Source organism: Helicobacter sp. MIT 01-3238 (assembly GCF_003364135.1).
In the GTDB taxonomy this organism is placed as follows: Bacteria; Campylobacterota; Campylobacteria; order Campylobacterales; family Helicobacteraceae; genus Helicobacter_B.
Map to the genome: position 1 here is coordinate 30,845 of NZ_NXLN01000017.1, position 23,481 is coordinate 54,325.

Sequence of the window (23,481 nt, forward strand, 5' to 3'; positions counted from 1 at the left end):
TGCTTCTTGCGTGAGTTTTGCTCGGGCTTGTGTAGTTTTGGTGGTTTTAGTTGCTTTTGCGCACTAGGTTTGGAATGCTTCTTGCTACTTTGATTTGGTAGATTTTGCAGATTTTGATATTTGGCAAATCTAAAGTTGCAAAAACAACATAAAGGAGTATGGTATGTCTGTGATTGTAGTTGTGTGTATGTATGCTTTGCCAATCGTGGTAATCGGGTATTTTTTGTATATGGAAGTAGAAAAGATGCGATATGGCGTAAGAAAGCAGATAAAAGATATGCACTTCAAGGAGAGTTTGCACTCTTTGGGGAGCTTGCAAGGGGTTCATAGCGTTCAGGGCACGCAGGGTGGTTTGAGTGGCTTACAAGAGGGCAATCATACGCACGATGATTCTAAGCACCATATCAGCCACGCCCCAAAAAGCGCGTGATAATTTCTCTAGCCTAGAATCGCTTTTATGATAGATTCTAGGTTTGGATTCTAGGCTAGATTTTACTTTTTTTGCTTCTTGCATTTTACTTCTTGGACTTTTTCTTTATTTTTTTGATTTAATTTATTTGGATTCTTTGTTAGATTTCATCAATGCGTTTGCGTCATTTTCGCGCGGATAGAATCACAAAAATAGATTTTTAAGTGTTTATGACATTTTGCGTGGGTTTTTATGTTTGTGCTTTTTAGAATCCTAGAAAGCCAAAATCCTAATAAATACTTTGCGAGATTCTTACAAAAGGCATTTTGCGAGGGATTTTGTGGCTATGAAGTTTGGAAGTTTTTGCTTGTGTGAAGTATTGCTTGTTTTTTAGCTTTTGTGCCAAAAGTGCGCAAATAGAGCCGATTTTGGCACAAAGATTTTATATCGCTTTTTTCTCTTTGCTGGCGCATTGCGGGCACACGCCGATAAACACTGCTGAAATATCAAACAAATCAAATCCTGTTTTTTCTTTGCATTCATTTGATAGCGCGTCTACATTGGCATAGACATCTTGGAGTTTGCCACATTTTTCACAGCTCACATGTATGTGCTTGTCGCAAGCGAGTTCATATTTTTGCTTTTGTGTGGGGGCTTTGATTTCGCGCAGTATATCCGCTTCATTGAGAGTGGCGACATTTTTATAAACAGTGGCTAGAGAAATACAAGGATAGTTTTTTTTGATATTGTGATAAATGTCCTCTACACCGATATGTCCGTTTTTTTGTATCTCACGCAAAATAGCGATTCTCTGTGGAGTGGATTTGAGATTTTTAGCCTTTAGGCTCGCTTCAAATTCCATTGTTTTTTCCTTTTGTATTGTAATAAGCCACATTATGTGGCTTGACTTAACCTAGCAATTTAGCATAATTAAATAAATATTTTTATCCATTCGTATAAAAAATTAAGTAAATTGTTATACAATTTAGGGATTTTCACTCCCAAATCTCACATAAAAGCGATAGCTGATGAAACTCCTACTTAGCGCGTTAGAGCCAAGCTCCAATATCCACGCCCAAAAAGTCATAAAAGAAATCATAAGAAAAATAATAAAAGAATCTATAAATTCTCTACCAAAAGAGAAAAACACACAAGATAAGCAGCAAAAAACTTCGCAAAATTTTCTTCCAATAAATTTATCCAAAATCCAAAGCACAAAAATCCAAATTATGGGTATATTTGATAAAAATTTAGAGCAACAAATCTTGCAAGAATTATCACAAGAGTTCAAACAAGAGCAAACCACGCAAAACCTAGAATCTACGCAAATTGCGAGCCCAAAAGACACTATCGCCAATGATTTTATCAATGATTTTATATCAAATCATCTTGCCTTTACTCCACTATTTTTCTCGCAAGATTTTTCAATAATGGGTTTTGTCGATGTGGCAAAAAAGCTACCATTTATACTAAAAGCGCAAAAAACTATGCTACACACCGCAAAAGAAGCGGATAAAATTCTTTTTTTGGATTCTAGCTCATTTCACATACCACTTGCCAAAAAGATAAAATCTAGCGGAATAAAAGCCCCGATTTATTATTATATATTGCCACAAGTGTGGGCTTGGAAGCCGTGGCGGACAAAAAAGCTAGAAGCCTTTTTTGATAAATTGCTAGCGATTTTACCCTTTGAGCTAAGCTACTATTCTCTAGAAGCAAGGCAGAGCAAAAAAATAGAATTTGTAGGACACCCTTTGCTTGATGAGCTAGATTTCACTATCTTAGAAAGTAGGCAATCTAGGCAATCACAAAGCACACAAGCCAAAAACTCCCAAACGCAAAACTTGCAAGATAAAAGCCCACAAAATCAAAATCTACGAAATCCTACAAAAAATATTGCAAAGCACATTGTGTTTATGCCGGGCTCTAGGAGGGGTGAGATAGCGCGGATTTTCCCTACATTTATAGAGGTGGCACACTTGCTAGAGCAAAAAAATATATGCACAAAAACTCTCGTTATTCCCACATTTTTTGCAAACAAAAGCCAAAAAGAGCTAGAATCTATATATGGCGATTTAAGTGGGTTTGAGCTAAGTTTTGATACGCAAAAATCCCTAAAAGAAGCAGATTTTGCTTTCATCTGCTCTGGCACTGCCACACTAGAAGCAGCACTTTTAGGCACACCTTTTGTGCTGTGCTACAAGGCTGCTACTTTGGATTATCTCATCGCAAGGGCGTTTGTAGGCTTGCACTACATAGGGCTAGCAAATATTTTTTACAACGCGCTTTGTGGCGAGAGCGCAGGCAGAGGAGAATCAAAAATACACGAGGAGCTAATACAGGGCGATATGAGTATGGATAATCTTTTGAGTGCGTATAATAGCGAGCTAGAGAGAGCAAAAAATGGTCATTTTATCAAATGCGCTAAAGAGTTGTGGGAGTATCTTAGCACACAAAATACAGAGGATAAAAATCATAAAAATGATGACAAAATCCCACACAAAAAATATTATGGAAGTGCGCAAAATGTCGCAAATATGTTGCTAATGGATTAACAGATTTTGGTATTATATGCGCTTATATTTTTAGGAGAATTTTATGCAGCCAATCACACAATACGGACATCAAAAACTTTGCTCCGAGCTAAAAAACCTCAAAGAAGTCGAGCGTCCAAATATCATAAAAGAAATCGATATTGCCCGTGCGCACGGGGATTTGAAAGAAAATGCTGAATATCACGCCGCAAAAGAAAAACAACTTTTTATTGACGCACGGATAAAGGATTTGAGTGAGATGCTAGCACAAGCCCAAGTCATCGACCCCTCCAAGCTACCACACGATAAAGTTAGCTTTGGTAGCACGGTTGAGATTTTGGATTTGGATAGTGAGAAAAAATCCACATATACGATTGTGGGTAGCATAGAGAGTGATTCTTCGCGTGGGCTTATTTCTTATGGTTCACCTATCGCAAAAGCCCTGCTAGACAAAGAAGTGGGTGATGAAGTCAATATTGCTTTGCCACGCGGAGAATGTGATTTTGAAATCTTAAGCATTTCATACAAGCCAATTAGCTTTGAGTAAGATTAAAATTCGCAATAAAAAATTTGGAGAAGCAAATGCAATCTAGCCCTACCTTGAAAGTGCAAAGACTTAGCCAAGAAGCGATTATCCCGCGCTATCATTCGCTTGAGGCTGCGGGATTTGATTTGCACTCTATTGATGAGGTGTGTCTAAAGGCAGGGGAGCGTATAGCAGTTCGCACGGGGCTTGCCTTTGAGATAGAGAGGGGCTATGAAATCCAGGTGCGCCCTCGCTCTGGGCTAGCTATAAAAAACGCAATATCCGTGCTAAATACCCCGGGCACGATAGATAGCGACTATCGTGGCGAAATAATGGTGATTTTGATAAATCTTGGCAAAGAGGATTTCACTATCCACAAAGGCGATAGAATCGCCCAAGCAGTCGTGCAAAGAGTGTGGCAAGTGGATTTTGTCGAGGTAAGCGAGCTAGGTGGGAGCGAGCGCGGGACAAAGGGCTTTGGTAGCAGTGGCGGATTTGGTAGCAAGTAAAAATAAGCCCAAAAATGTAGCATAAGCCAAAATCCAATGCTTTAGGCAAAATCACAAGTTAGCTTGCGTAGAGTTGTATAAAGCAAAAGATTTCAAGCAAAACCAAAAATGTAAGGAGTAAAGTTTTGAGCAAACTAAGCAAAGATTTGGAAACCATAAAGAGCGAGTTTCAAAACGATGAAAAACTACTAGAAAATGCCTTTAAGCTAGAGAGGCTATTTAAAAAATACAAGTTTGTGCTACTTGGGGTTGTCGCTGTGGTGGTGCTATGGATAGCCATAGTCGTGGCAAGCGACTATGTCGAGGAGAAAAACGCCAAGGAGATTAGCCAAATATATAATGAGCTACTTGTATCTCCGCAAAACACCGTGCTAAGAGAAAATCTAAAAAGCAAAGCCCCCAAACTTTATGACGCATTTATCTACGCAAATCTCTCTAGCCAAAAAGAGGCTCGTATAGCCGAGCTAGAGGAGCTAAGCCAATCAAAAAATGAGCTTATCGCTCAAATCGCAAGCTATGAGCTAGCTTCGCTAAAAGAGGATTTGCAAGCACTTAGCACTATTGCTAAAAATCCCAAAAAACAAAACGACTCGCTAAAAGATTTTGCCAAAATCCAAGAAGCATATTTGCTACTAAAAAATAACGACATTGACAAAGCTCGCGAGGTGCTAAAGGGTGTCTCTAGCGAGTCAAGCCTAGATTCTATCGCTAGGCAAATGGAGCATTATGGCATAGATAAACTCCCACTAGAATCCACCAAGCTAGAGTCCATAAAACTTCAAACACCCAAAGAATCCACAAAATCCAGCGAGGAAAACACTCAAAAATCTAGCACCCAAACAAACACAGAAGCAAAAGAGAAATAAAATAGGGCAAACTAATGAATCAAAATAGGACTAAATTTATCGACATTGCACGGATTTTCACGCTTGTATTTATTTCTTGTGTGGTGTTTTTAGGCTGTAGCTCAAAGAAATTTTATACACCTGCCAAAGTCGATGGAGAGATTATTTTTTCTCAATCACTTCCCACGCCCATAGCCCAAAACAATCGCTATGTAGCCACGCTAAAAGACGGCTCGCTTCTAACCCAAAGTGGATTTGTCCCCATAAACAAGCAAATAAAAGAGATTATCCCCAAAGATGCAAGATTTTTAAACGAGTCTGGAGGGTATTATATTTTTGCAAAAGGGTGTGATGAGATGCTGCTAGTGAGGGCTAGCGTGATTGATGAGAGTGCGTTTGATAGCGGGACTTGCCCGATAAAAGAGGAAAACTCCGCTTGCACCCAAGAGCAAATCAAGCTAAAAACTCAAGGCTGTGCTATCAGCGCAAGCCTAAAGGGAAATCTACTTGCTTTTGTAACCACCGATAACACAAGCCATATCATTTCTTTAGAATCCAGCACGGATTTTGCAAATGTGGATTTGGCAAAAGATGAAAGTGCCAACAAAGATTTTGAAAATAGCGGAGAAAATAGCGAGTCTTACAAATCCGTCTTTAGCCAAAAAGGTAGTGCAGTCCTAGCAGTAAATCAGCTTATAGCCGCGCCATTATTTTTGGATTCTTTGGTGGTTTTCCCAACTCTTGATGGGAGGATTTTGGTTGTGAGCTTGCAAAACTATGAAACACAGCGAAATATCATTGTATCAAGCGAGAAGTTTTTTAACAACATCATCTACTTGCAAGGCGATGATGTTCGCATATTTGCCGCCACACCAAAAAAACTCATAAGCATTGTTTCTGGACAGCAGTTTAGCTACCAAGAGGATATAAAAGACATAACCTTTGCAAATGGCTATTTATACGCACTCACTCTAGAGGGCAAAATCGCACAGCTTGACCACACACTGCGAGAAGTAAATACTAAAAAGTTTGAATATGCTAGTTTGGAGGGAATGTCAGTAGCAAACAATGTGCTATACACCTATGAGAAAAATGGCAGCTTTATCATCGCACTAGATTTGGAAAACTTCAGCCACAAAGTCTATCAAGCACAAGATACATTTGGCAAAATGATGAGCAACAAGCTTCATTTCTATACCAAAAATATTTTTTATTACAACAGATACTACTTTGATTTTGCCAAAATTGCCGATTTTATAACATCTCAATAAAGGGGACACTATGCTACTATGCGATATAGGCAACACGCATTTTCACTTTTGGAGCAATGGAAAGGTAACTCACCTGCTTCCCCGCTCGCTACACAGAAGAATGTTTAACGAAGAGATTTACTACATTAGTGTAAATCCAGAAAATGAAAAAATCCTTACTAAGACATTTAAAACCACTTATGATTTAGAATCTATTATTGATTTGCCTACGGAGTATATGGGGCTTGGTGTGGATAGAAAAGCTGCGTGTCTATGCGTGCGAGATGGCGTGATAATCGATGCGGGGACGGCTATTACCGTAGATGTGATGAGTGGTGGCAGACATCAAGGTGGCTATATCTTACCGGGGTTTAATGAAATGATAGGTGCTTATGGACGCATATCTCCGCTACTTGTAGGAGGGATAAACTTCACTTATGAGCCAAAAGAGCTACCACTAAATACCAAGGATAGTATCACTTATGGAATGTTAAAAAGCATTATTTTGACTATCCAAAACACGATTGGCTCAAAAAAAGCGTATTTTACAGGTGGCGATGGCAAGTATCTAGCGAAATTTTTTGCACAAGCGATTTATGATGAAACTATGGTATTTCGTGGTATGAGGATTTCTATTGAGAGGGCATTAGAAAAAAGGCGCAGAGCTCAAAGCGTGCAAGAGCTAGAAGAAGCCCCTATGGATTTGGATTGGGAGTAAGATTTGCTAAATATTGCACTTCCAAAAGGGCGCATTGCTAAGGAAACTTTGCAGCTTTTTTCTCGCATTTTTGGAGAGGATTTTGGCTTTGATGATAGGAAGCTCATCTTGCAAAAGGGCGATTTTTGCTTTATGCTTGTGCGAAGTCAAGATGTCGCCACCTATGTCTATCATCAAGCTGCCGATATAGGCGTGGTGGGGCTAGATGTGCTAGAGGAGCAGCCATACAACATTATGCGCTTACTAAATCTAAACATAGGCAAATGTCGCGTGGTGGTTGGCGCGCACGCACACAAGCCTATTGATTACTCAAAGCCAAAGATTACTATCGCTACAAAAATGCCAAATATCACTGCAAAGTATTTTTCTCAAAAAGCCATACCTATTGATATGATAAAGCTATATGGCTCTATTGAGCTAGCTGCGCTTGTGGGGCTGTGTGATGGGATTGTAGATATTGTAGAGACAGGTGAAACAATGAGGGCAAACAACCTCATAGAAAGTGAGAAAATCCTAGATTCTAGCGCGTATCTAATCGCAAATTTTAATAGCTTCTCGCTTAAAAAGCACGCTATTTTGGAGCTTTGCTCTAGGATAGAAGTCGCACTAGAGCATTAAATCTTTGGCAAAACGCAATACTAAAAAGGCAAGATTATGATAAAGCACAGTCAATACAAAAAGGTTTTTCTCATAGTGGCGATAGTGTCGCATATATGCGGATTTACAGCTATCGCAGATGAGCTAAAGTGGGGCAAATGGCGATGGGAGGAGATGGGGTATGTGGATTGTGAGGTGCGCTTTGCTAGCAACACAAGTGAGTGTGGCGAAAGGGGCAAAACACGAGAAATCATCATAGAAGCTAGAGATATACTAGTAGCCTATCAGCTTTATCTAAGACAATACGGCAAAACTCACCAAAAATCTGGCTATGCTTTGGAGCGCAATCTACCCATAAAAAGCCATAATTATGTGGTTTCGTATGAAATGCCCCTAGATATAAGGTACGGCTATACTTACTCTTGGAGTGATGATAAAAGTAGCTTAAGCATTGATTTTTGGCTAGGAGTATGCAAATCAAATGAAAATACTTGCACCAAAGCGCGACTTACCTTTATAGATATGGGCAAAGAGCACAGCGAGATAGCTAGTAGCAGTGATGAAAGTGGCAAAAATGATGATGAAAGCAAAGATAAAAATCCCCAAAATCAAAACCTTGCGCAAGAATCCACGCAAAGATTTCCCCAAGAATCAGCCAAAAAATCCCCACAAGAATCCAAAAGCACTTCATTTAGCGGGCTAGATAGCAAAATCATCTCTTTTACAACAAAACAAAATACCAAAAACGCCAAACCCCCACAAAATAGAATCAAAATCATTGCAACCGTTTGGTAGCACCTTGCGTTTGGAAAATTCTCCACTTTATCAAATCATACATTTTCCAAAATAGCATTTAAGGCTTTTTATAATTTGCTTTGCCCCAATCAAAGCTATCATAAATCGCTAAGATTTTATCTTTATCAAGCAATGCAGGGTCGATTCGTGTGCCTACAAGCGGACTTTGGCGGATTTCATCAAGTAAAAACGCGCCCTTAATCCAATCATCATTAAATCCCACGCGTGAGTTTTTCACAAACGGAAAGTGATAGTTATTTAGCTCTGTGCATATATTTCGCCTTCGATTTCTACAAGTCAAAGTCTCAAAAAATAGGTGCTTACTATTCTCATTTGGATGCCAAACTACAAAGTCTAAGCCATCATTATAAATCAGCCAATCATCAACACCACGAAACAAAAAATCATCTTGTATCAAGCCGTGTTTTAGTTTTCTAATATACACTCGCCTTTCTCTAATAAGTATGTCAAATCGTGGCTTTATCACACTATCAAAACGACTTTTCGGTAGATAAAATGCCTTATACAATTTCTTCGCGTCATAAATATGGTCGCAGTCGATTTTGATAAGCCATTGCTTTTTAGGAATGTGAGATAGGGCGAAATTATAGTAATTATGTAGCTTATTTTCCTCGCGCTGTGGGTTGTGAATCTCAATATGATGCGGATATTTTGCAGGAATAAAAGTGGGATATTTCGCACAAAAATCTAAGATGATTTCCTCACTGCCGTCCGTGCAGTTATTATAAGTGATAATCCCGCGCTGAATGGCAGGAAGTATGCTCTCCAAACAAGCCCTAAGAGTGATAGCCTCGTTGCAAACGCGGATAAAAGCCCAGGGATTAAGCGGTAAGTGTGGATTAGATGAGTTTTTATCAAAGTCAAAGTAGCCAAAATGTGTCTTTTGGGTATTGCGCGTGTTATCGGTGTGTGTATTATCGCCCTCCCCCCCCCCTATAGTCGCGGTAATTTGGCGATTTTTAGTGATGAAATATTCATTATTATGCGCATTGATTTGTGCCAAAACTGCGCTTGGCAAGTGCGAATCAACTTTATCAAGTGTGATGATTTTATCAAATTTGTCAAAGATAGCGTTTCGCGCCTTTTTACGAATAGATTTAAAAGGGATAAAATTGCATAAAAACTGCAAAATCGCCCTTTTGGTTAGGAAAATCGCGTATTCTAGCATTTGCACCTCCTAAGTGAATCGCAAGTCAAATCGTGCATAGATTAAATAGTGAATCGTGCAGATTCTGTCAAACCAAAAGTTGCCATTATAACAAAATTTGGATACAAAATTTAGATGATTAGCAATGAATATCACTCCAATGCCTAGCCATAAATCATTTTTCACAAGTGCTATTGCAACACCACATAAATTCTCTACAAAAATCATTACAAAAGCAAATCAAATACTTTACTACGCTTTATTGCATTTACGCTAAGACTTGCCCACAAGAATACTCCCAAATTTTAGATTCTTTAAGCTATTTTTGTCTATAATGTCGCCACGATTATCCCACGCAATAGTAGTCTAAACAAGCCATATTTCTTAAGGAGCAAATATGATAACGCTAAAGCAAGCCCTAAGCCTTAGCAAGCCTGAGCAAAACGAGCTAAAATCCCAAATACAAAATCTAGTCAAACAAAGCGAAAATGCCGAGCTAAACGCATATATAGACTTCAGTGATGATGAGGTGAGTGGTGTGCCAATCCTCATCAAAGACAACATAAGCGTAAAAGGATGGGAAATCACTTGTGCAAGCAAAATCCTAAAAGGCTACAAATCCCCTTATAATGCCACTGTGATAGAAAATCTACACACAAATGGAATGAGTGCTTTTGGGCGGGCAAATATGGACGAATTTGCTATGGGAAGCACCACAGAATCTAGCTGCTATGGACGCACGAAAAATCCCTGCGACACTTCGTGCGTCCCCGGTGGTAGCTCGGGAGGAAGTGCTGCAGCTGTGGCAGGAGGGCTAGCTATCGCAGCACTTGGGAGTGATACAGGTGGCTCGATTCGTCAGCCTGCGGGGTATTGTGGGTGTGTAGGGCTAAAGCCTACTTATGGGCGTGTGAGCCGATATGGACTCATCGCTTATAGCTCTAGCCTAGACCAAATAGGACCTATCACGCAAAATGTCGAAGACTGCGCTATTTTGCTAGATGCTATAAGCGGTGGCGATGAGAGGGATTCTACGAGCGCACGCAAAGCCCCCTTGCAGTGCTTTAGCAAACTTGACAAAGAGAGAGGGTTCAAAATCGCTGTGCTAAGGGATTTTATCAAAGATGCGGATTCTAGTGTGGCAAAAGCCTATGAAAACACCATAAAAGTCCTAGAATCTAGTGGCAATGAAATCTTGCCCAAAAAAATGCTTGATACAAACTTCCACATATCTACCTACTATATCATCTGCACAGCAGAAGCTAGCTCAAATCTGGCGCGCTTTGATGGCGTGCGCTATGGCAATCGAGCGCAAAATGCCGACACAAACAAGCGTAGCCTAAAAGATTTGTATCTCTCCACGCGTTCAAATGGATTTGGCACAGAAGTCAAAAACAGAATCTTGCTAGGTAGCTTTGTGCTTAGCAGTGGGTATTATGACGCCTACTACCTAAAAGCGCAAAAAATGCGCTCCCTTATCCGCGCTCAATTTGATGAAATATTTAAAGACGCAGATTTGATTTTGTGCCCTGTCGCTCCAAGCATTGCACCGAAGTTTCGCACGATGCAAACACCTCTGCAAATGTATCTAAACGACATCTACACCATAGGCGTAAATCTAGCAGGACTGCCAGCTATCAGTATCCCTGTGGGCAAAGATAGCGATGGGCTTCCTATCGGTATGCAGCTTATTGGCAAGCATTTTGATGAACAATCCGTGCTAGATTGTGCTTATGCACTTGAGAGCGCACTCTCTTAAGTAGCAAATCCAAAAAGGAGCGCAAATGACAAACCCCACCGCAAAATCCACAACAAAATCTCCAAATCCAGCCAAAACAAAAAAGCACTATGCAAAATCCCACACCTCAAAATCACTTACGCAGCCAAAATCCATTTCACAATCAAGTGCAAAATCTGCCACAAAATCTAGCCCAAACTTTGCTAACCCAAAGTTTTCAGCCACCACAAAACCCCCCTTTCAATCATTCCCAAAAGCCCTCACTTTTGAAGATATTTTGCTTATCCCTGCGTATTCTGCCGTGCTACCAAAGGAAGTGGATACTAGCTCTAAACTTACTCGCACTATTAGTCTAAATATCCCCATCATCTCTGCGGCTATGGATACCGTTACGGAGTATAAAGCCGCTATTGCTATGGCGAGATATGGTGGCATAGGCATTATCCACAAAAATATGCCACCACAAATGCAAGCTGAACATATAAACAAAGTCAAAAAAAGCGAGAGTGGGATTATCCGCGACCCTGTCTCTATCCAAGCAAACCGCTCCCTAGCAGATGCAAAAATCATCACGGATAATTACAAGATTTCGGGCGTGCCTGTGGTAGATGAAAATGGCTTGCTTATAGGGATTCTTACCAATCGCGATATGCGATTTGAAAAGGATTTGAGCAAAAAAGTGGGAGATGTGATGACAAAAATGCCACTTGTAACGGCAAATGTGGGTGTAAGCCTAGAGCAAGCACAGCAAATAATGCACGCTCATAGAATCGAAAAACTCCCCATAGTCGATAAAAACAATATCTTGCAAGGGCTTATTACAATAAAAGACATTCAAAAACGAATCGAATATCCAAACGCAAACAAAGACGCGCAAGGACGGCTTTGCGTGGGTGCGGCTATCGGGGTAGGGCAGCTTGATAGAGCGCAAGCCCTAGTCGAAGCAGGCGTAGATGTGCTTGTGCTTGATTCTGCGCACGGGCATTCCAAAAATGTCATTTCCACACTAGAGGGCATAAAAAATACGCTAGATGTCCAAGTCATCGTTGGCAATGTCGTAACCGCACAAGCCACAAATGACCTAATCTCTGCAGGTGCAGATGCCATAAAAGTCGGCATAGGACCGGGCAGTATCTGCACTACGAGAATTGTCGCAGGTGTAGGTATGCCTCAAGTCTCTGCGATAATCAATTGCGCACAAGTGGCAATAAAACGCGGTGTGCCTATCATCGCAGATGGAGGGATAAAGTATTCAGGCGATGTGGCAAAGGCTTTGGCACTTGGTGCATCAAGCGTGATGATAGGCTCACTTCTAGCAGGCACAGAAGAGTCCCCGGGGGATTTGGTGCTATATCAAGGACGGCAGTATAAAAGCTATCGAGGTATGGGCAGTATCGGTGCTATGTCAAAAGGAAGTGCAGATAGGTATTTCCAAGAGGGCACTGCACAAGAAAAGCTAGTCCCAGAGGGTATAGAGGGACGCGTGCCATATCGAGGACGAATAGGCGATGTCCTCCACCAGCTTGTAGGCGGGCTTAGAAGCTCTATGGGGTATCTAGGAGCAAAGGATTTATCTAGTCTTTGGGAGAGGGCAGAATTTGTCGAAATCACTTCAGCAGGTTTAAGAGAATCCCATGTTCACGATGTTGACATTACCAAAGAAGCTCCAAATTATCACGGCTAGATTTTGCGTGATTAGTTTTCAGATATATAGATTTGTATAGTAGGCAAGGCATAAGATTTATATTTTTTCATAAGCAAGTATAGCACGAGAGAATCTGTATCAATCGCTATATTTTTGGCTTAAGTGGCGATGATAAAGCAAAATCTCATACCACTTTGCCAAATCTAAAAAATCTATAAATATTTTTTACAACGACAAAACTCACAATAATAAGTCAAACCAATCACAAAATTCACCTATCACAACACACAAAGGAGATAAAATGCTTGATTCTGCCCACATAAAAGCCTTGCAAAATATCGTAGGCAAGGAGAATTGCTACGATGACAAAGCACATTTGCTAGCTTACTGCTATGACGCCACGCGCGAGCGATACGAGCCAGAAGCGGTGGTGTTCCCACGCGATGAGGGCGAGGTAAGCGCGATTCTCAAATACGCAAATGCGCACAAAATCCCCGTTATCCCGCGCGGTGCGGGCAGTGGATTTACAGGTGGGGCTTTGCCCGCGCAAGGTGGGATAATCCTCGCCCTAGAAAAGCACTTCAACAAGATTCTAGAAATCGATGAAAAAAACCTCATCGCCCGTGTCCAGCCCGCTGTGGTAAATAAAATCTTTCAAAACGAAGTGGAAAAACGCGGGCTTTTCTACCCGCCAGACCCTGCTAGCCAAGATTACAGCACTTTGGGGGGCAATGTCAGCGAAAACGCAGGCGGAATGCGCGCCGCAAAATACGGAATCACCAAAGACTTCGTAATGGCACTGCGAGCGGTGCTCCCAAATGGTGAGATAATCCGCGCGGGCAAAAAAACCATAAAAGATGTCGCAGGCTACAATGTCGCAGGAATCCTAATTGCAAGCGAGGGCACACTCGCCGTAATCACAGAAATCACGCTTAAACTCATCGCTAAGCCTAAGTTCAAAAAGTCCGCTATGGGCGTGTTTCCAAGCATTGAATCAGCGATGAATGCCGTGTATAAAACTATGGCAAGCGGCATAACGCCTGTGGCAATGGAGTTTTTGGACAATCTAAGCATTCGCGCAGTGGAGGAGAAATTTCACAAAGGCTTGCCAACAGAGGCAGGCGCGATACTCATAACCCAAGTCGATGGGGACTTAGAAGTGCTGATAGAAGACCAAATTGCGAGTCTGCAATCTCGATTTAGAGAAAATGGCTGCACGGAGTTCAAAATCGCGCAAAACGCGCAAGAAGAGGAGGATTTGTGGTTCGCACGGCGCAACGCAAGCCAAAGTATCAATATCTATGGCAAAAAAAAGCTCAACGAGGACATTACCGTGCCTCGCTCTCGCCTGCCCGAGCTGCTAGCGCGTATCGGGGAGATGAGTGAGAAATATGGCTTTAAAATCCCTTGCTTTGGGCATACGGGCGATGGCAATGTGCATACAAATGTAATGGTGGGCGACCCGAGCAAACCGCTTGATGAAGCCGAGCTAGCGCGGGGGCATAAGTGTATCGAGGAGATTTTCAAAATCGCTGTGGAGCTCGAGGGCACGCTAAGTGGCGAGCACGGAATCGGGCTAAGCAAAGCACCTTTTATGCACCTAGCCTTTAGCGAAGCGGAAATGGAGCTTTTTGGCGCGATAAAGAGGGCGTTTGACCCAAATAATATCCTCAATCCGCACAAAATGGGACTTAAGTAACTTTTAAGCAATTCGTGTTTGAATGTGTCATAGCATTTTGTCATACTTAAGCGCAAGCGAAGTATTTCTATTGTCGTTGCTTGTGTCATTTTTGGATTCCGTTACTTTGTCATCACAATTCTTTATACTCTTGTCATCAGCTTCCCCTATCTTGTCATTTTGAGCATTTGCAAAATGCGAAAAATCTCTATGTTGTTTTTGAGATACTTCGCTATGCTCAGTATGGCAAAAAACCTTAAGTATGACAATGTGTGGTATTTTTGGATGACAAAATAAAGTATTAGCGCAAAAAATCAAATTTCCACGCTTTACGCAAATTTTTAACTTTTTAGTAGCTATTTTTTTGCGCTAAACGCAAAATTTGCATATTTTCCTTGCACTGAATGCAAAAAATAAACATAAATTTCAATATTTTTTGGCATTTGTTTAGCAAATTTTTGCATTACACTGCATAAAATTATCCTTTGATAATGTAAAATTATTCTATGTTTTTATTGTTTATTTCTTTGTTTTTAAAGTCTTCTAAATCTGTATAGTGTGATAAAGATAGCGAATGTTCAATGTTTTTTAATCTTTCTTTGTTTTCTTGTCGCCTAGTTGTTATAATTTCCAGCCAAGTCATAGCTTTTATTTGATAGTTAGATTCATTAAAGGTTGTTATATATTCTTGTTTTGTTGATGATATGCAAATAGTTTTTATAAACTCAATTTCATTGCTCTGTTTTTGTAGAGCTCTTAGAATTGTGATAACATATTTTTCAAATACTTCATCAAGTATTTTCTTTGTTATTTCAACTTTAGGTGCTTTTAATTCAATGAGTAGTAGCTTCTTATCTTTTGTGCGTGGTATAAAAATATCAGGAATCTTATTGAGTTCTTTTGTATTATTGAAATCTGTTGGTAATCCAATCTCTTTAAATATACCACTTAAGGCACGGTCGCTAAAAACTAAAGGCAAATCAGCATATTCATCCCCAAATATCCACAAATTATTTTCTACAACCTTATGTAGCTCTGTTCTTTCTTTAGTCTTATCTTTTCCCTCATCTAATACTAAATTTTCAAAATGTTCTAAAAAATCAAGTTTTTTTATAATGTCATAATATTGTTTGATAAGAGTTAGTATGTCCATATTTTGCTTAACATAGCTTAACATTTCTTGTTGTTCTGTATTTAAGTTAAATACAAGTTCTAAATTTGTAAGTGTATTAGAATGATTTTCAGATATAATACCTAATAATGAATTACTAATATAGCCGACATTCTTTTTATTTATATTCTGCCCATTGATTATTAGTGGCAATGTTAGAATTTTATAGGCTTCATTTATTTTTTCTTTTACCATATTGTCTATATCATTTCTGTTGTGTAATAATTCACTATTTTCCAAAAGATTGTTAGCTATATTGTCTCTATTTTTTAGCAAGGATTTGAAAAGCAGCTTGTCTAAATCATCTTTATATTTTTCTTGCACTTCATCAATAATTTTTTGATATTCTAAATTTATTTCAATCATCTCGGAATCTTCTCTAAAAATATCGCTTGTCAAAAATACAGTGTGGCAATTAAAAATTGATTTCCTTGAGCCAGAATTTAACTTCCCTAAACAATTGCCTTGTTTATTGAATAAAAATGTATGTTTTTTATCGGCTAAATCTATTTCGTTATTCCACACAATCATATCTGCTATAAATTCTTCCCCATTTGTTAAAGAGTAAGTTCGTTGCCCTATTTTATCATCTATATATTTTTCTACTTCTATTTGTTTATCATTGATAGATATACATATATTTTTGATAATTTTGTCAGCAAATTCAACAATAATGCTTTTTTCTAAATCACCTATCAGTTTTTCAATATCTCTATCATCTACAAATTTTTCTGCAAGTCTATATACATAAAGTTGTGTTTTTGCAGATTCGTTTTTATAATTTGTTTGTTCATCGCTGGAAATAAAGACTATGTTATTTTTATCAATGCCAAAAGTGATACAATTATTTGTTTGTCTCGCCCTAGTGTATAATTTAATGTTTGCAAATTTACTTTCATCATAATCAATAAATTTTAGATATGAATATCTGCCTCTACTTTTGCCACCTAATTTATTTTGCCTATAATCTCCACCTTTATAATGAGTCCATCTATCATTCATATATCTATCGTTCATACAATCAAATCCATTGCCATCATCTTCGACAATTAGCGATAGACTTTCCCCGATTATTTTATCATTTTCACAATTTTCAATGTAAATAAAAATATTTTTGGCATTTGCGTCAATGGCATTTTTTACAGCCTCATTGAGTGGAATGAGTCTAGCGATAGATGAATCACCCTTGACGGTTTTAGCTGTTACCCTTGTGGCAAAAGAATTCTGCATACAAATCTCCCCTTAGATTCAATAATTAAAAAATTATACAATATTGTGTCTTAAAAATTACAATAAGTTATCCAATCCATACAGCTTATAGACTAGCTTATCGAGTTTGGGTTGGAGGGATTTTAGAATCTCTGTGCTATCTATGCCACACTCAAATTTGTCTTTTTGTGCTTTATAGGCTGTATCAAATATGGCTTCAAACTCGGCTAATTGCTCTTTGCTTGGGATTATGATAGGGATTTGCCTTGCATCATTTATTTGAAAACTGACCGTGTTATTTATAAAAGTTTTGACATATTTACCCACAAATGAACTATTTATTAAACAAATAAAAAACTTACCGCTAAGTAACTCACTTCGTGAGAACAAAGACATACTTTTTACATCATACGCACTTTGGTTATTTAACCTACTTTTAATAATTTCACTTGAAATATCACTCCAGCAAAATCCTTCTCTAAAATAAAATTGTGGATTGCGCACCACAGGCATTCCCTCGCCTTTTTTGCCAGAATTATCCTTTAAAAACTTCACATTTTCCCTGCTCCACGCTATATAATAAGGCGTGGGGAGATACCAGCGATTGCCTTCTTTGTCGCCTTTGTCATAAGGCACAAAGCATTTTTGCGAATCTATGCCGTTTATTTTCTCATCATCGCTTAGAGTGGCTATATCTGCTATGCGCTCATCATCTATAATGCGGTAGATAAAGCCCTGCCCGAAAATATCACGCCCAAATTTTGCCTTTGCATTATCAAAAATCTCCCAAATCTCACACTCTGCCTTTGAATCTAAAAAGGACAAAGCCTCTTTTTTATTTTCAAAATCTAATCCTAAATCTTTACATACTTGCTTTGCGCTAAAAAGTTTCTCTGCTCTAGCCTCTTTTGTGCGCTGTGCTTCTTTGCTACCTTGTCTTAATGCTATGAATCTGCCATTGTTTGCAGTAGCTAGTCCTTGTCCGCCATCAGTGATAAGCCCTAGCAAAGTCAAATCGCCCTCTTTTAGCGAATCGCGATAGTGCTGAATGATATTGTGATTTTTAGAGATTTTTGCTGAAGTGTCTATCTTGCTCCACCATTGCGTCATAAGAGCTTTAGTAGATTCGTTAAATCGCTTATAAAGGGATAGATTATATTGGCTTGGCTTAAAAATCACTTGTGAATTTGCATTTTGATAGAGGGATTGCGTAGTTTTATGGACTTGTGGATTATCAAAATCCTTTGTAGCGTCTATGAATCTAATGGTATTATTGGCATTTGATTTACTATCGCTTTTGGCAAATTGCGTGATACAAGTATCCACCATAGCAGAATAGAAAGGATTCGCGCTATCGCAGATGAAATGCAAGGTATTTTCTAAGATGAGTTTGCGTAAATTTGCTTTGGTAGAGATAGTCCAAAAGGTTTTTGGCGTGATAAGAGATATAATGCCGTTTGTAGAGATGGCATTATACGCTGAGAAAAAGGCGTGATTGTAGGCGTCATCAAAAAATCCATCTTGGGCTAAAAGGGTAGCTTTGTTTTGCTGGTGCGCTTTGCCTTTGGTAGAGATATAGGGTGGATTGCCTATGCAAATATCAAAGTAATCAAGCCCAAACATAAATCCGCTATCAAAGAATTGCGCTACTTTGGTGTCATCAAATGGGTCTATGGCGCAAATATCGCATATAGCTTGTGGAGATAACCACCTACTATCAGCGATAGAATCTCTTTGGGTGTAAAAATCTTGTTTGAGCTTTGATTTACGCTTGGAATCTGTGGTGGTAAAGTAGGACTTAGCAATGTCTTTTAGGCTTTGGATTAGCTTTGGGTAGCTCTCATCTAGCTTTGATTTATCAACTTGGTGTTTAATAAAACTATTTGCGGATATAAATTTAAACTCTAAATTTGGCAATGGTGTGATAGCGCAATTTGGCTTTGATTTGTCAATATTGGATTCAATGATAAGTGATAGAAAACAACGCAAACGCGATATTTCCGTAGCGATAGGCTGAATATCTACGCCATAGATTTGATTTTGGATAATGGCTAATTTGCGATTATATAGGCTATCTGTGGAATCTAGGGCTTCTTGCAGGGCGATAATCTCTTGCAAAATGCCTAATGGGAATGCACCTGAACCACAAAATAAATCTAAGATTTTAATGGAGTTTAGCGTAGTTAGGATTTGGGCTTTATTCTCTTTGGATAAAGATTGGCTATCGTGGCTAAAAATCAATGATTGTAAGTGGCTATGTAGTGATGAATCTAACTTAGATTTTAGGGATTGTAAAATCGCATTTTTACACATAAAGCTAACGATATTTCTAGGCGTATAAAAACTGCCTGTAGCTTTGCGGACATTACTTTTATCATCTAAAGTAGGGTCGATTTCGGCAAGGAGATTTTCAAAGATTTGTCCTAGCATTTCGGGGTCTAGGGCAACTTCTTGTTCAAATGGGCTTTGCTCATCAATAGTAAAATGGTATCTTTGTAATAAATCAAAAATGGATTCAAAGATGGAATCTGGGATTTTTATATGCGAATCCGAATTGCTTGAATCATAACAATCAAGCGCACTTGGGCTAAATAATCCACCATTTAGATAGGGAATGTCTGCAAAAAGCGGATTTGATTGTATAAAATCTTGTCGCTTATCCATAGGTGTGTTTAACACTTCAAAAAATAGTGGTGCTAGTGTGGTTTGATAATAATCTTTGTGTGCTTTAAAAATCACCTCTGGGACAATGTGCAACTCTTTAAGAAAACTAATAAATAAAATGCGCCCTAGTAATTTTATGGCAAATTCTTTTTGCTCTTGTGGTTGCAATGGGATATGGCTTGTAGCTAGGATAGAATCAAAAACAGATTTGACTGCTTTGTAAAATTCCTTATTTAGTGCGGAAATGCTTAGTGCCTCTAAAATCTCGCCGTAGTAATTATCTACTTCTTTTGGTGTGATTTTGGCGATAGATTGCAGATTGCGCGTGTGGGCTTGGCTTGGGTTGGCTAAATCTATGTCTTTAATGAGCGTGATTTTTTCTACAATGTCGGTGTGAATCGTGCGGGATTTGTGAAATCGGCGCGTGGCAAAGGCGATAGATAAATGCGTGGGGCTAAGAAAAAAGATAATGTTGTAGCTAGGGATAGCGTGATTTATGGCGCGAGTGGCTTTTATAAGGTCTGATTTTTTGTGCGAATCTATATTCACAAGACTAAAAGCTAAGTTTTTATGTGCGGTAGATTCACTTGGTTGTAAGGATTGCTCTCTATCGGCGTTTGTGGCATAAATAATGCTATTTTTGAAGTCAAACTCATCAAGATTCGCGATAGGTGCGTTTGAGACAAGTCCTAGATTTTGCAAGGATAGGGATTTGTCTAAAAATGCTTTGAAACTCTGCTTGTTTGGTGGATAGAGTGCGTTTAGTGCTTGTGTCATTTTGTGCCTCCAAATGTTGTAAAATCTGGGTTGATAAGTAGCCACGCAATAAGCCTAAATGTCTTTTCCTCCTCGATAAAGACAAGTCCGCCATCGCTTTTGCTTTGGCTTTGTATGCTGGATTGATAGTGCTGAATCTGTTCATTTAGCTGTCCTATAATGTTTTTAAAAATGCCTTTTAACGCACTTATGTCGGTGTAGTCATTTGTGATACGCTCTAGCTGTGAAAACGCCTCTTGTGGCTTTGTGGTGCTGGTGTAAGTAAGGATTTGAGAGAGATTGCTTTGCTTATCACTTGGCAAAATACTAGGCAGTAGTGTCTGGCTAGAAATATCATAAAGGCAGGGATAGAGCAAATCGATTTGGTTAGAATGTCGTAGCATAGAAGTATCTTGCAGTAAGGCAAAGAGTAGGTTTTGCCCTGCATTATCAAGCGCGATAGAAAATATGCCATCTTTTAGGTGGGATTTTTTGGATTTGACAAAGTCGCTAAAAAGATTTGCTAGGTCGATAAAAGAGCTTGATTCTTGCTCTAGCGCGACAAACTCGCTCTCCATTGCTTTTAGTTGCTTTGTGCGTAAGTCTTTGTGCGTTTGGTAGCGTTGCTCTTGCTCTTGTGAGAATGGATTTTCTAGCGCGGTAGCAGAGTTTGCCGCCTCTAGCTTGTAGCGCAGCTTTGACTCCAAATCGATATAAGAATCTATGTCCATATCGGGGAAAAAGTGCGTGATATGATTTATCTTGTGCGTTGAGCCTATGCGCCAAATCCGTCCGATTCGCTGAATGGCGCGAATGGGATTAAAAGCAATGTCCCAATTTAGCAAGTTCGCGCAATCTTGCAGGTTTTGTCCCTCGCTTAAGCAATCTGTGGCGACTAAAATGTCGATTTCGCGCTCATTTTCTTGTAGCGTGTGGTGCAGTGATTTTGGCGAAAATCGCTTTTTGTGGTTGCTAAACTCACTTGGACTTGTGTTGCCCGTGATGGATTCTGTGATAATGTCGCTAAATGAAGCCTTTAGTGCGGTGGTAAGTGCGTTTGCAGTAACGATACTCTCTGTAAAAATAATGAGCTTTTCGTGCTTAATAGAAGCGGAATCTATGATGCGTTTTAGGGCTTGGAATTTCGCACTTTTGGCAAAATCTATCGCGGAATTATAAGAGTGTAGCTTGGATTTTATGCTTTTTAGCTTTGCTAAATCGCTTTGTGCGTCATTGTAAAATTCTTGGCTTAATGCGCTTATATGGCGCGAATCTATAATGCTTTGTAGTCGCTGTGGGAATGCGCTAGGCTCATCTAAAGCTTCAATAGAGGAATCTGCCCACGCCAAATCCCACTCTGCAAAAGATATGGAAAAAGAGGGCGAAGAGGACGCACAAGAGGTGGAATGCGTGGAATCGCTTAAATCTAGGAAACTTTTATGATATGCGATGATTTTATCCAAAATGCTACTAAAGGCATCGACACTTGATTCTAATGCTTTGATAAGCGACATACATAAAAATCCGCGCGGTGTGGAGTATCCGCCCAAATTAGCGAGTTTGTCGCTTTGTAGTTCATCGATAATATCACTTGGCAAATATTTCTCATCATAGGGGTCATAAATGCAAAATGATAGGCTGTTTTGCGAATCATTTACACCCAAAATCTCTAGTAGTGAATCTATGCTAAAGTCTATGTGTGGCGGGATTGATGAGAGTTTTTCTACATTGATGGCTTTTTTGGGTAGGGATTTGCCTAAAGATTTTAGATACTGCTCTATTTCCTTTGCAGAGCGCGAAAAGATAAGGTTGCATAGCTTGTAATAATCTGGTGGCAAGATAATCTCATCGTAAGAATCTAGGGCATCTTGCTGTGGCTCTTCTTTAACTTTTTTGGTGATTTCATTGGCGCGTTTGCAGATAGCTATGGGATTTAGTGGCATACCATTTATGGTAATGCGCTCACCCTTTAGGCTAAGCTGATGGGCTAAGTCTAAGTAGCTGTTGTTTATAGGCGTGGCAGAGAGCAGGAGGAGGTGTGAATCGTGTGAAATTTTTCCTTTTAGTTTGCGATAGGTGGGATTATCATTGCGAAAGGTGTGGGATTCATCGATGATGACTAAATCTGCGGACTTTAGAAACGAGATTCGCTCATTTTTGTTTATCGCTTCATCATAAGTATAAAACTCGATATTTTGGCTTAGGATAAAAGGATTTTGTGAATCGTGCTTGTAGCTGTGCCATTGCGCTTTTAGCTTGGCTGGAGAAATGATAGCTATGCGCTTATATAGCGTGGCTAGGGATAGTGCGCTTAGCGTCTTGCCACTGCCCACAGGGTCTGCTAGTAAAGCTATGCCGTAAGTTTTTAGCCGTTTGTAGATTTCGCGTGTGGCTACTAGCTGGAAAGGATAGAGCGCGTAAGCCTTTGCCCCGCGCTCCAAATCGCGCTCTTCGTTTGTGGATAAGTCTTGGGTTTGGCTTGTGAAATAGGGTGCGATTTTATCAAGTATGTCCTTTGGGCTGTGATAAAAATAGCTCGTTTGCAAGGACTCTAGCACCTCATTTGTGGAGTCTTTGCATTGGGATAAAAGGGCATCAAAGTAGATTTTGCACTCTTTTGTTGTCTCTTTGGAATCACAAAGCAGGTTTAGCTCTTTATCTGAGCTATCTCCATAAAGCCCTAAGCCACTTGCAGTGAGATTTGAGCTACCGATTATGACATTTTGCTCGATTTTGGGGTTTGTGCTATCGTGCAAAAAATACATTTTTGAGTGGATAAGCGTGTGGTCGGTGGGAGTGTAGAATGATATAGAGTGGTTTTTGATAAAATTATAAGCGATTTTACTCGCGCTAATCTCATCTAGCTGGGCATCAATATCTAAGATATTTTCATCTAAATAAAAGGCAATGTCGCTTGTGCTAGTTTGTGCGTTTTGTGTGGCTTGTGTGGTTTGCTCACTTTTGCCCAAAATAATGCAAATGGCGTTTAGCTTGTCTTTTAGGCAGAAAAGGCGTTGGAGTGCTTTGGCATTGTAAAATCCGCTAATCACGCATAAGTCAATCTTTATGGCGTTATTTGTGTCGTTGCTACTATATGAGTGTATGAGCGAATCTAGGCGGTTTATAAGGGTGTTGTTACCCTCGTTTGTGATGAGATTTGAGGGGTGGTGTGGGTAAGTCTTGGCAGAGGTTTGTGCAAAATTTAGATTTTGTGCGTCTGGGCAATTTTGCGTAGTAGGGCAATTGGTGGGGGCAATTAGGTTTTTACG

General features: G+C 39.5%; 18 protein-coding genes. 12 read left to right on the top strand and 6 right to left on the bottom strand.

All coding sequences use genetic code 11. From position 1 onward, the window contains the following. Positions 1 to 163 precede the first annotated feature (163 nt). On the top strand, positions 164 to 430 hold the full coding sequence (locus tag CQA40_RS06960) for a hypothetical protein (RefSeq protein WP_115520169.1): 267 nt from the start codon (positions 164 to 166) through the stop codon (positions 428 to 430). A 421-nt stretch (positions 431 to 851) separates the two neighbouring features. Here CQA40_RS06960 and CQA40_RS06965 read toward each other — a convergent pair whose 3' ends face one another. Next, the gene (locus tag CQA40_RS06965; RefSeq protein WP_023928359.1) at positions 852 to 1,271 is read right to left on the bottom strand and encodes a Fur family transcriptional regulator; all 420 of its coding nucleotides are present in this window, start codon (positions 1,269 to 1,271) and stop codon (positions 852 to 854) included. A 166-nt stretch (positions 1,272 to 1,437) separates the two neighbouring features. Here CQA40_RS06965 and lpxB point away from each other — a divergent pair, with 166 nt between their 5' ends. From lpxB to CQA40_RS07005, 8 genes are all read left to right on the top strand, one after another. After that, positions 1,438 to 2,964: a lipid-A-disaccharide synthase gene (lpxB, locus tag CQA40_RS06970; protein WP_115520170.1), complete on the top strand. Its 1,527-nt coding sequence runs from the start codon at positions 1,438 to 1,440 to the stop codon at positions 2,962 to 2,964. A gap of 43 nt (positions 2,965 to 3,007) precedes the next feature. Next, positions 3,008 to 3,490: a transcription elongation factor GreA gene (gene greA, locus CQA40_RS06975; protein WP_115520171.1), complete on the top strand. Its 483-nt coding sequence runs from the start codon at positions 3,008 to 3,010 to the stop codon at positions 3,488 to 3,490. 35 nt (positions 3,491 to 3,525) lie between these two features. Further along, complete coding sequence (gene dut / locus CQA40_RS06980; protein ID WP_115520172.1) at positions 3,526 to 3,978, top strand: dUTP diphosphatase; 453 nt, start codon at positions 3,526 to 3,528, stop codon at positions 3,976 to 3,978. A 125-nt stretch (positions 3,979 to 4,103) separates the two neighbouring features. Beyond that, a complete protein-coding gene (locus CQA40_RS06985) occupies positions 4,104 to 4,844 on the top strand; it encodes a hypothetical protein (protein WP_115520173.1) in 741 nt (246 codons plus the stop codon). A gap of 14 nt (positions 4,845 to 4,858) precedes the next feature. Further along, positions 4,859 to 6,094 carry a hypothetical protein gene (locus CQA40_RS06990; protein ID WP_115520174.1) on the top strand — a complete coding sequence of 412 codons (1,236 nt, stop codon included), beginning with the start codon at positions 4,859 to 4,861 and terminating at the stop codon, positions 6,092 to 6,094. A gap of 10 nt (positions 6,095 to 6,104) precedes the next feature. Next, positions 6,105 to 6,791, top strand: coding sequence for a type III pantothenate kinase (locus CQA40_RS06995; protein WP_023928367.1), 687 nt, complete (start codon positions 6,105 to 6,107; stop codon positions 6,789 to 6,791). Positions 6,792 to 6,794: 3 nt separating this feature from the next. Then, positions 6,795 to 7,409 carry an ATP phosphoribosyltransferase gene (hisG, locus tag CQA40_RS07000; protein WP_023928368.1) on the top strand — a complete coding sequence of 205 codons (615 nt, stop codon included), beginning with the start codon at positions 6,795 to 6,797 and terminating at the stop codon, positions 7,407 to 7,409. A gap of 36 nt (positions 7,410 to 7,445) precedes the next feature. After that, entirely contained in the window at positions 7,446 to 8,183 is a 738-nt protein-coding gene (locus CQA40_RS07005; protein ID WP_115520175.1) for a hypothetical protein, read from the top strand. Positions 8,184 to 8,241: 58 nt separating this feature from the next. Here the strand turns inward: CQA40_RS07005 and CQA40_RS07010 are convergent, their stop codons facing one another. Next, positions 8,242 to 9,372 carry a glycosyltransferase gene (locus CQA40_RS07010; protein ID WP_115520176.1) on the bottom strand — a complete coding sequence of 377 codons (1,131 nt, stop codon included), beginning with the start codon at positions 9,370 to 9,372 and terminating at the stop codon, positions 8,242 to 8,244. A gap of 376 nt (positions 9,373 to 9,748) precedes the next feature. Here CQA40_RS07010 and gatA point away from each other — a divergent pair, with 376 nt between their 5' ends. The 3 genes from gatA (at position 9,749) to CQA40_RS07025 (ending at position 14,433) form a co-directional block, all read left to right on the top strand. Continuing rightward, complete coding sequence (gene gatA / locus CQA40_RS07015; RefSeq protein WP_115520177.1) at positions 9,749 to 11,110, top strand: Asp-tRNA(Asn)/Glu-tRNA(Gln) amidotransferase subunit GatA; 1,362 nt, start codon at positions 9,749 to 9,751, stop codon at positions 11,108 to 11,110. Positions 11,111 to 11,135: 25 nt separating this feature from the next. Beyond that, complete coding sequence (guaB, locus tag CQA40_RS07020; RefSeq protein WP_258864491.1) at positions 11,136 to 12,773, top strand: IMP dehydrogenase; 1,638 nt, start codon at positions 11,136 to 11,138, stop codon at positions 12,771 to 12,773. A 262-nt stretch (positions 12,774 to 13,035) separates the two neighbouring features. Continuing rightward, entirely contained in the window at positions 13,036 to 14,433 is a 1,398-nt protein-coding gene (locus CQA40_RS07025) for an FAD-linked oxidase C-terminal domain-containing protein (protein WP_115520178.1), read from the top strand. Positions 14,434 to 14,460: 27 nt separating this feature from the next. Here the strand turns inward: CQA40_RS07025 and CQA40_RS07030 are convergent, their stop codons facing one another. The 4 genes from CQA40_RS07030 to CQA40_RS07045 all read right to left on the bottom strand — a co-directional run. Further along, positions 14,461 to 14,730: a hypothetical protein gene (locus CQA40_RS07030; protein ID WP_115520179.1), complete on the bottom strand. Its 270-nt coding sequence runs from the start codon at positions 14,728 to 14,730 to the stop codon at positions 14,461 to 14,463. Between the two features lie 181 nt (positions 14,731 to 14,911). After that, a complete protein-coding gene (locus CQA40_RS07035; protein ID WP_115520180.1) occupies positions 14,912 to 16,813 on the bottom strand; it encodes an ATP-binding protein in 1,902 nt (633 codons plus the stop codon). Positions 16,814 to 16,870: 57 nt separating this feature from the next. Continuing rightward, positions 16,871 to 20,233 (bottom strand): Eco57I restriction-modification methylase domain-containing protein, encoded by a 3,363-nt coding sequence (locus CQA40_RS07040; RefSeq protein ID WP_115520181.1) that lies wholly within the window; start codon positions 20,231 to 20,233, stop codon positions 16,871 to 16,873. Continuing rightward, positions 20,230 to 23,481 (bottom strand): helicase-related protein (locus tag CQA40_RS07045; protein ID WP_309544451.1); only part of this gene is annotated, 3,252 nt, incomplete at its 5' end. The genes CQA40_RS07040 and CQA40_RS07045, both read right to left, overlap by 4 nt.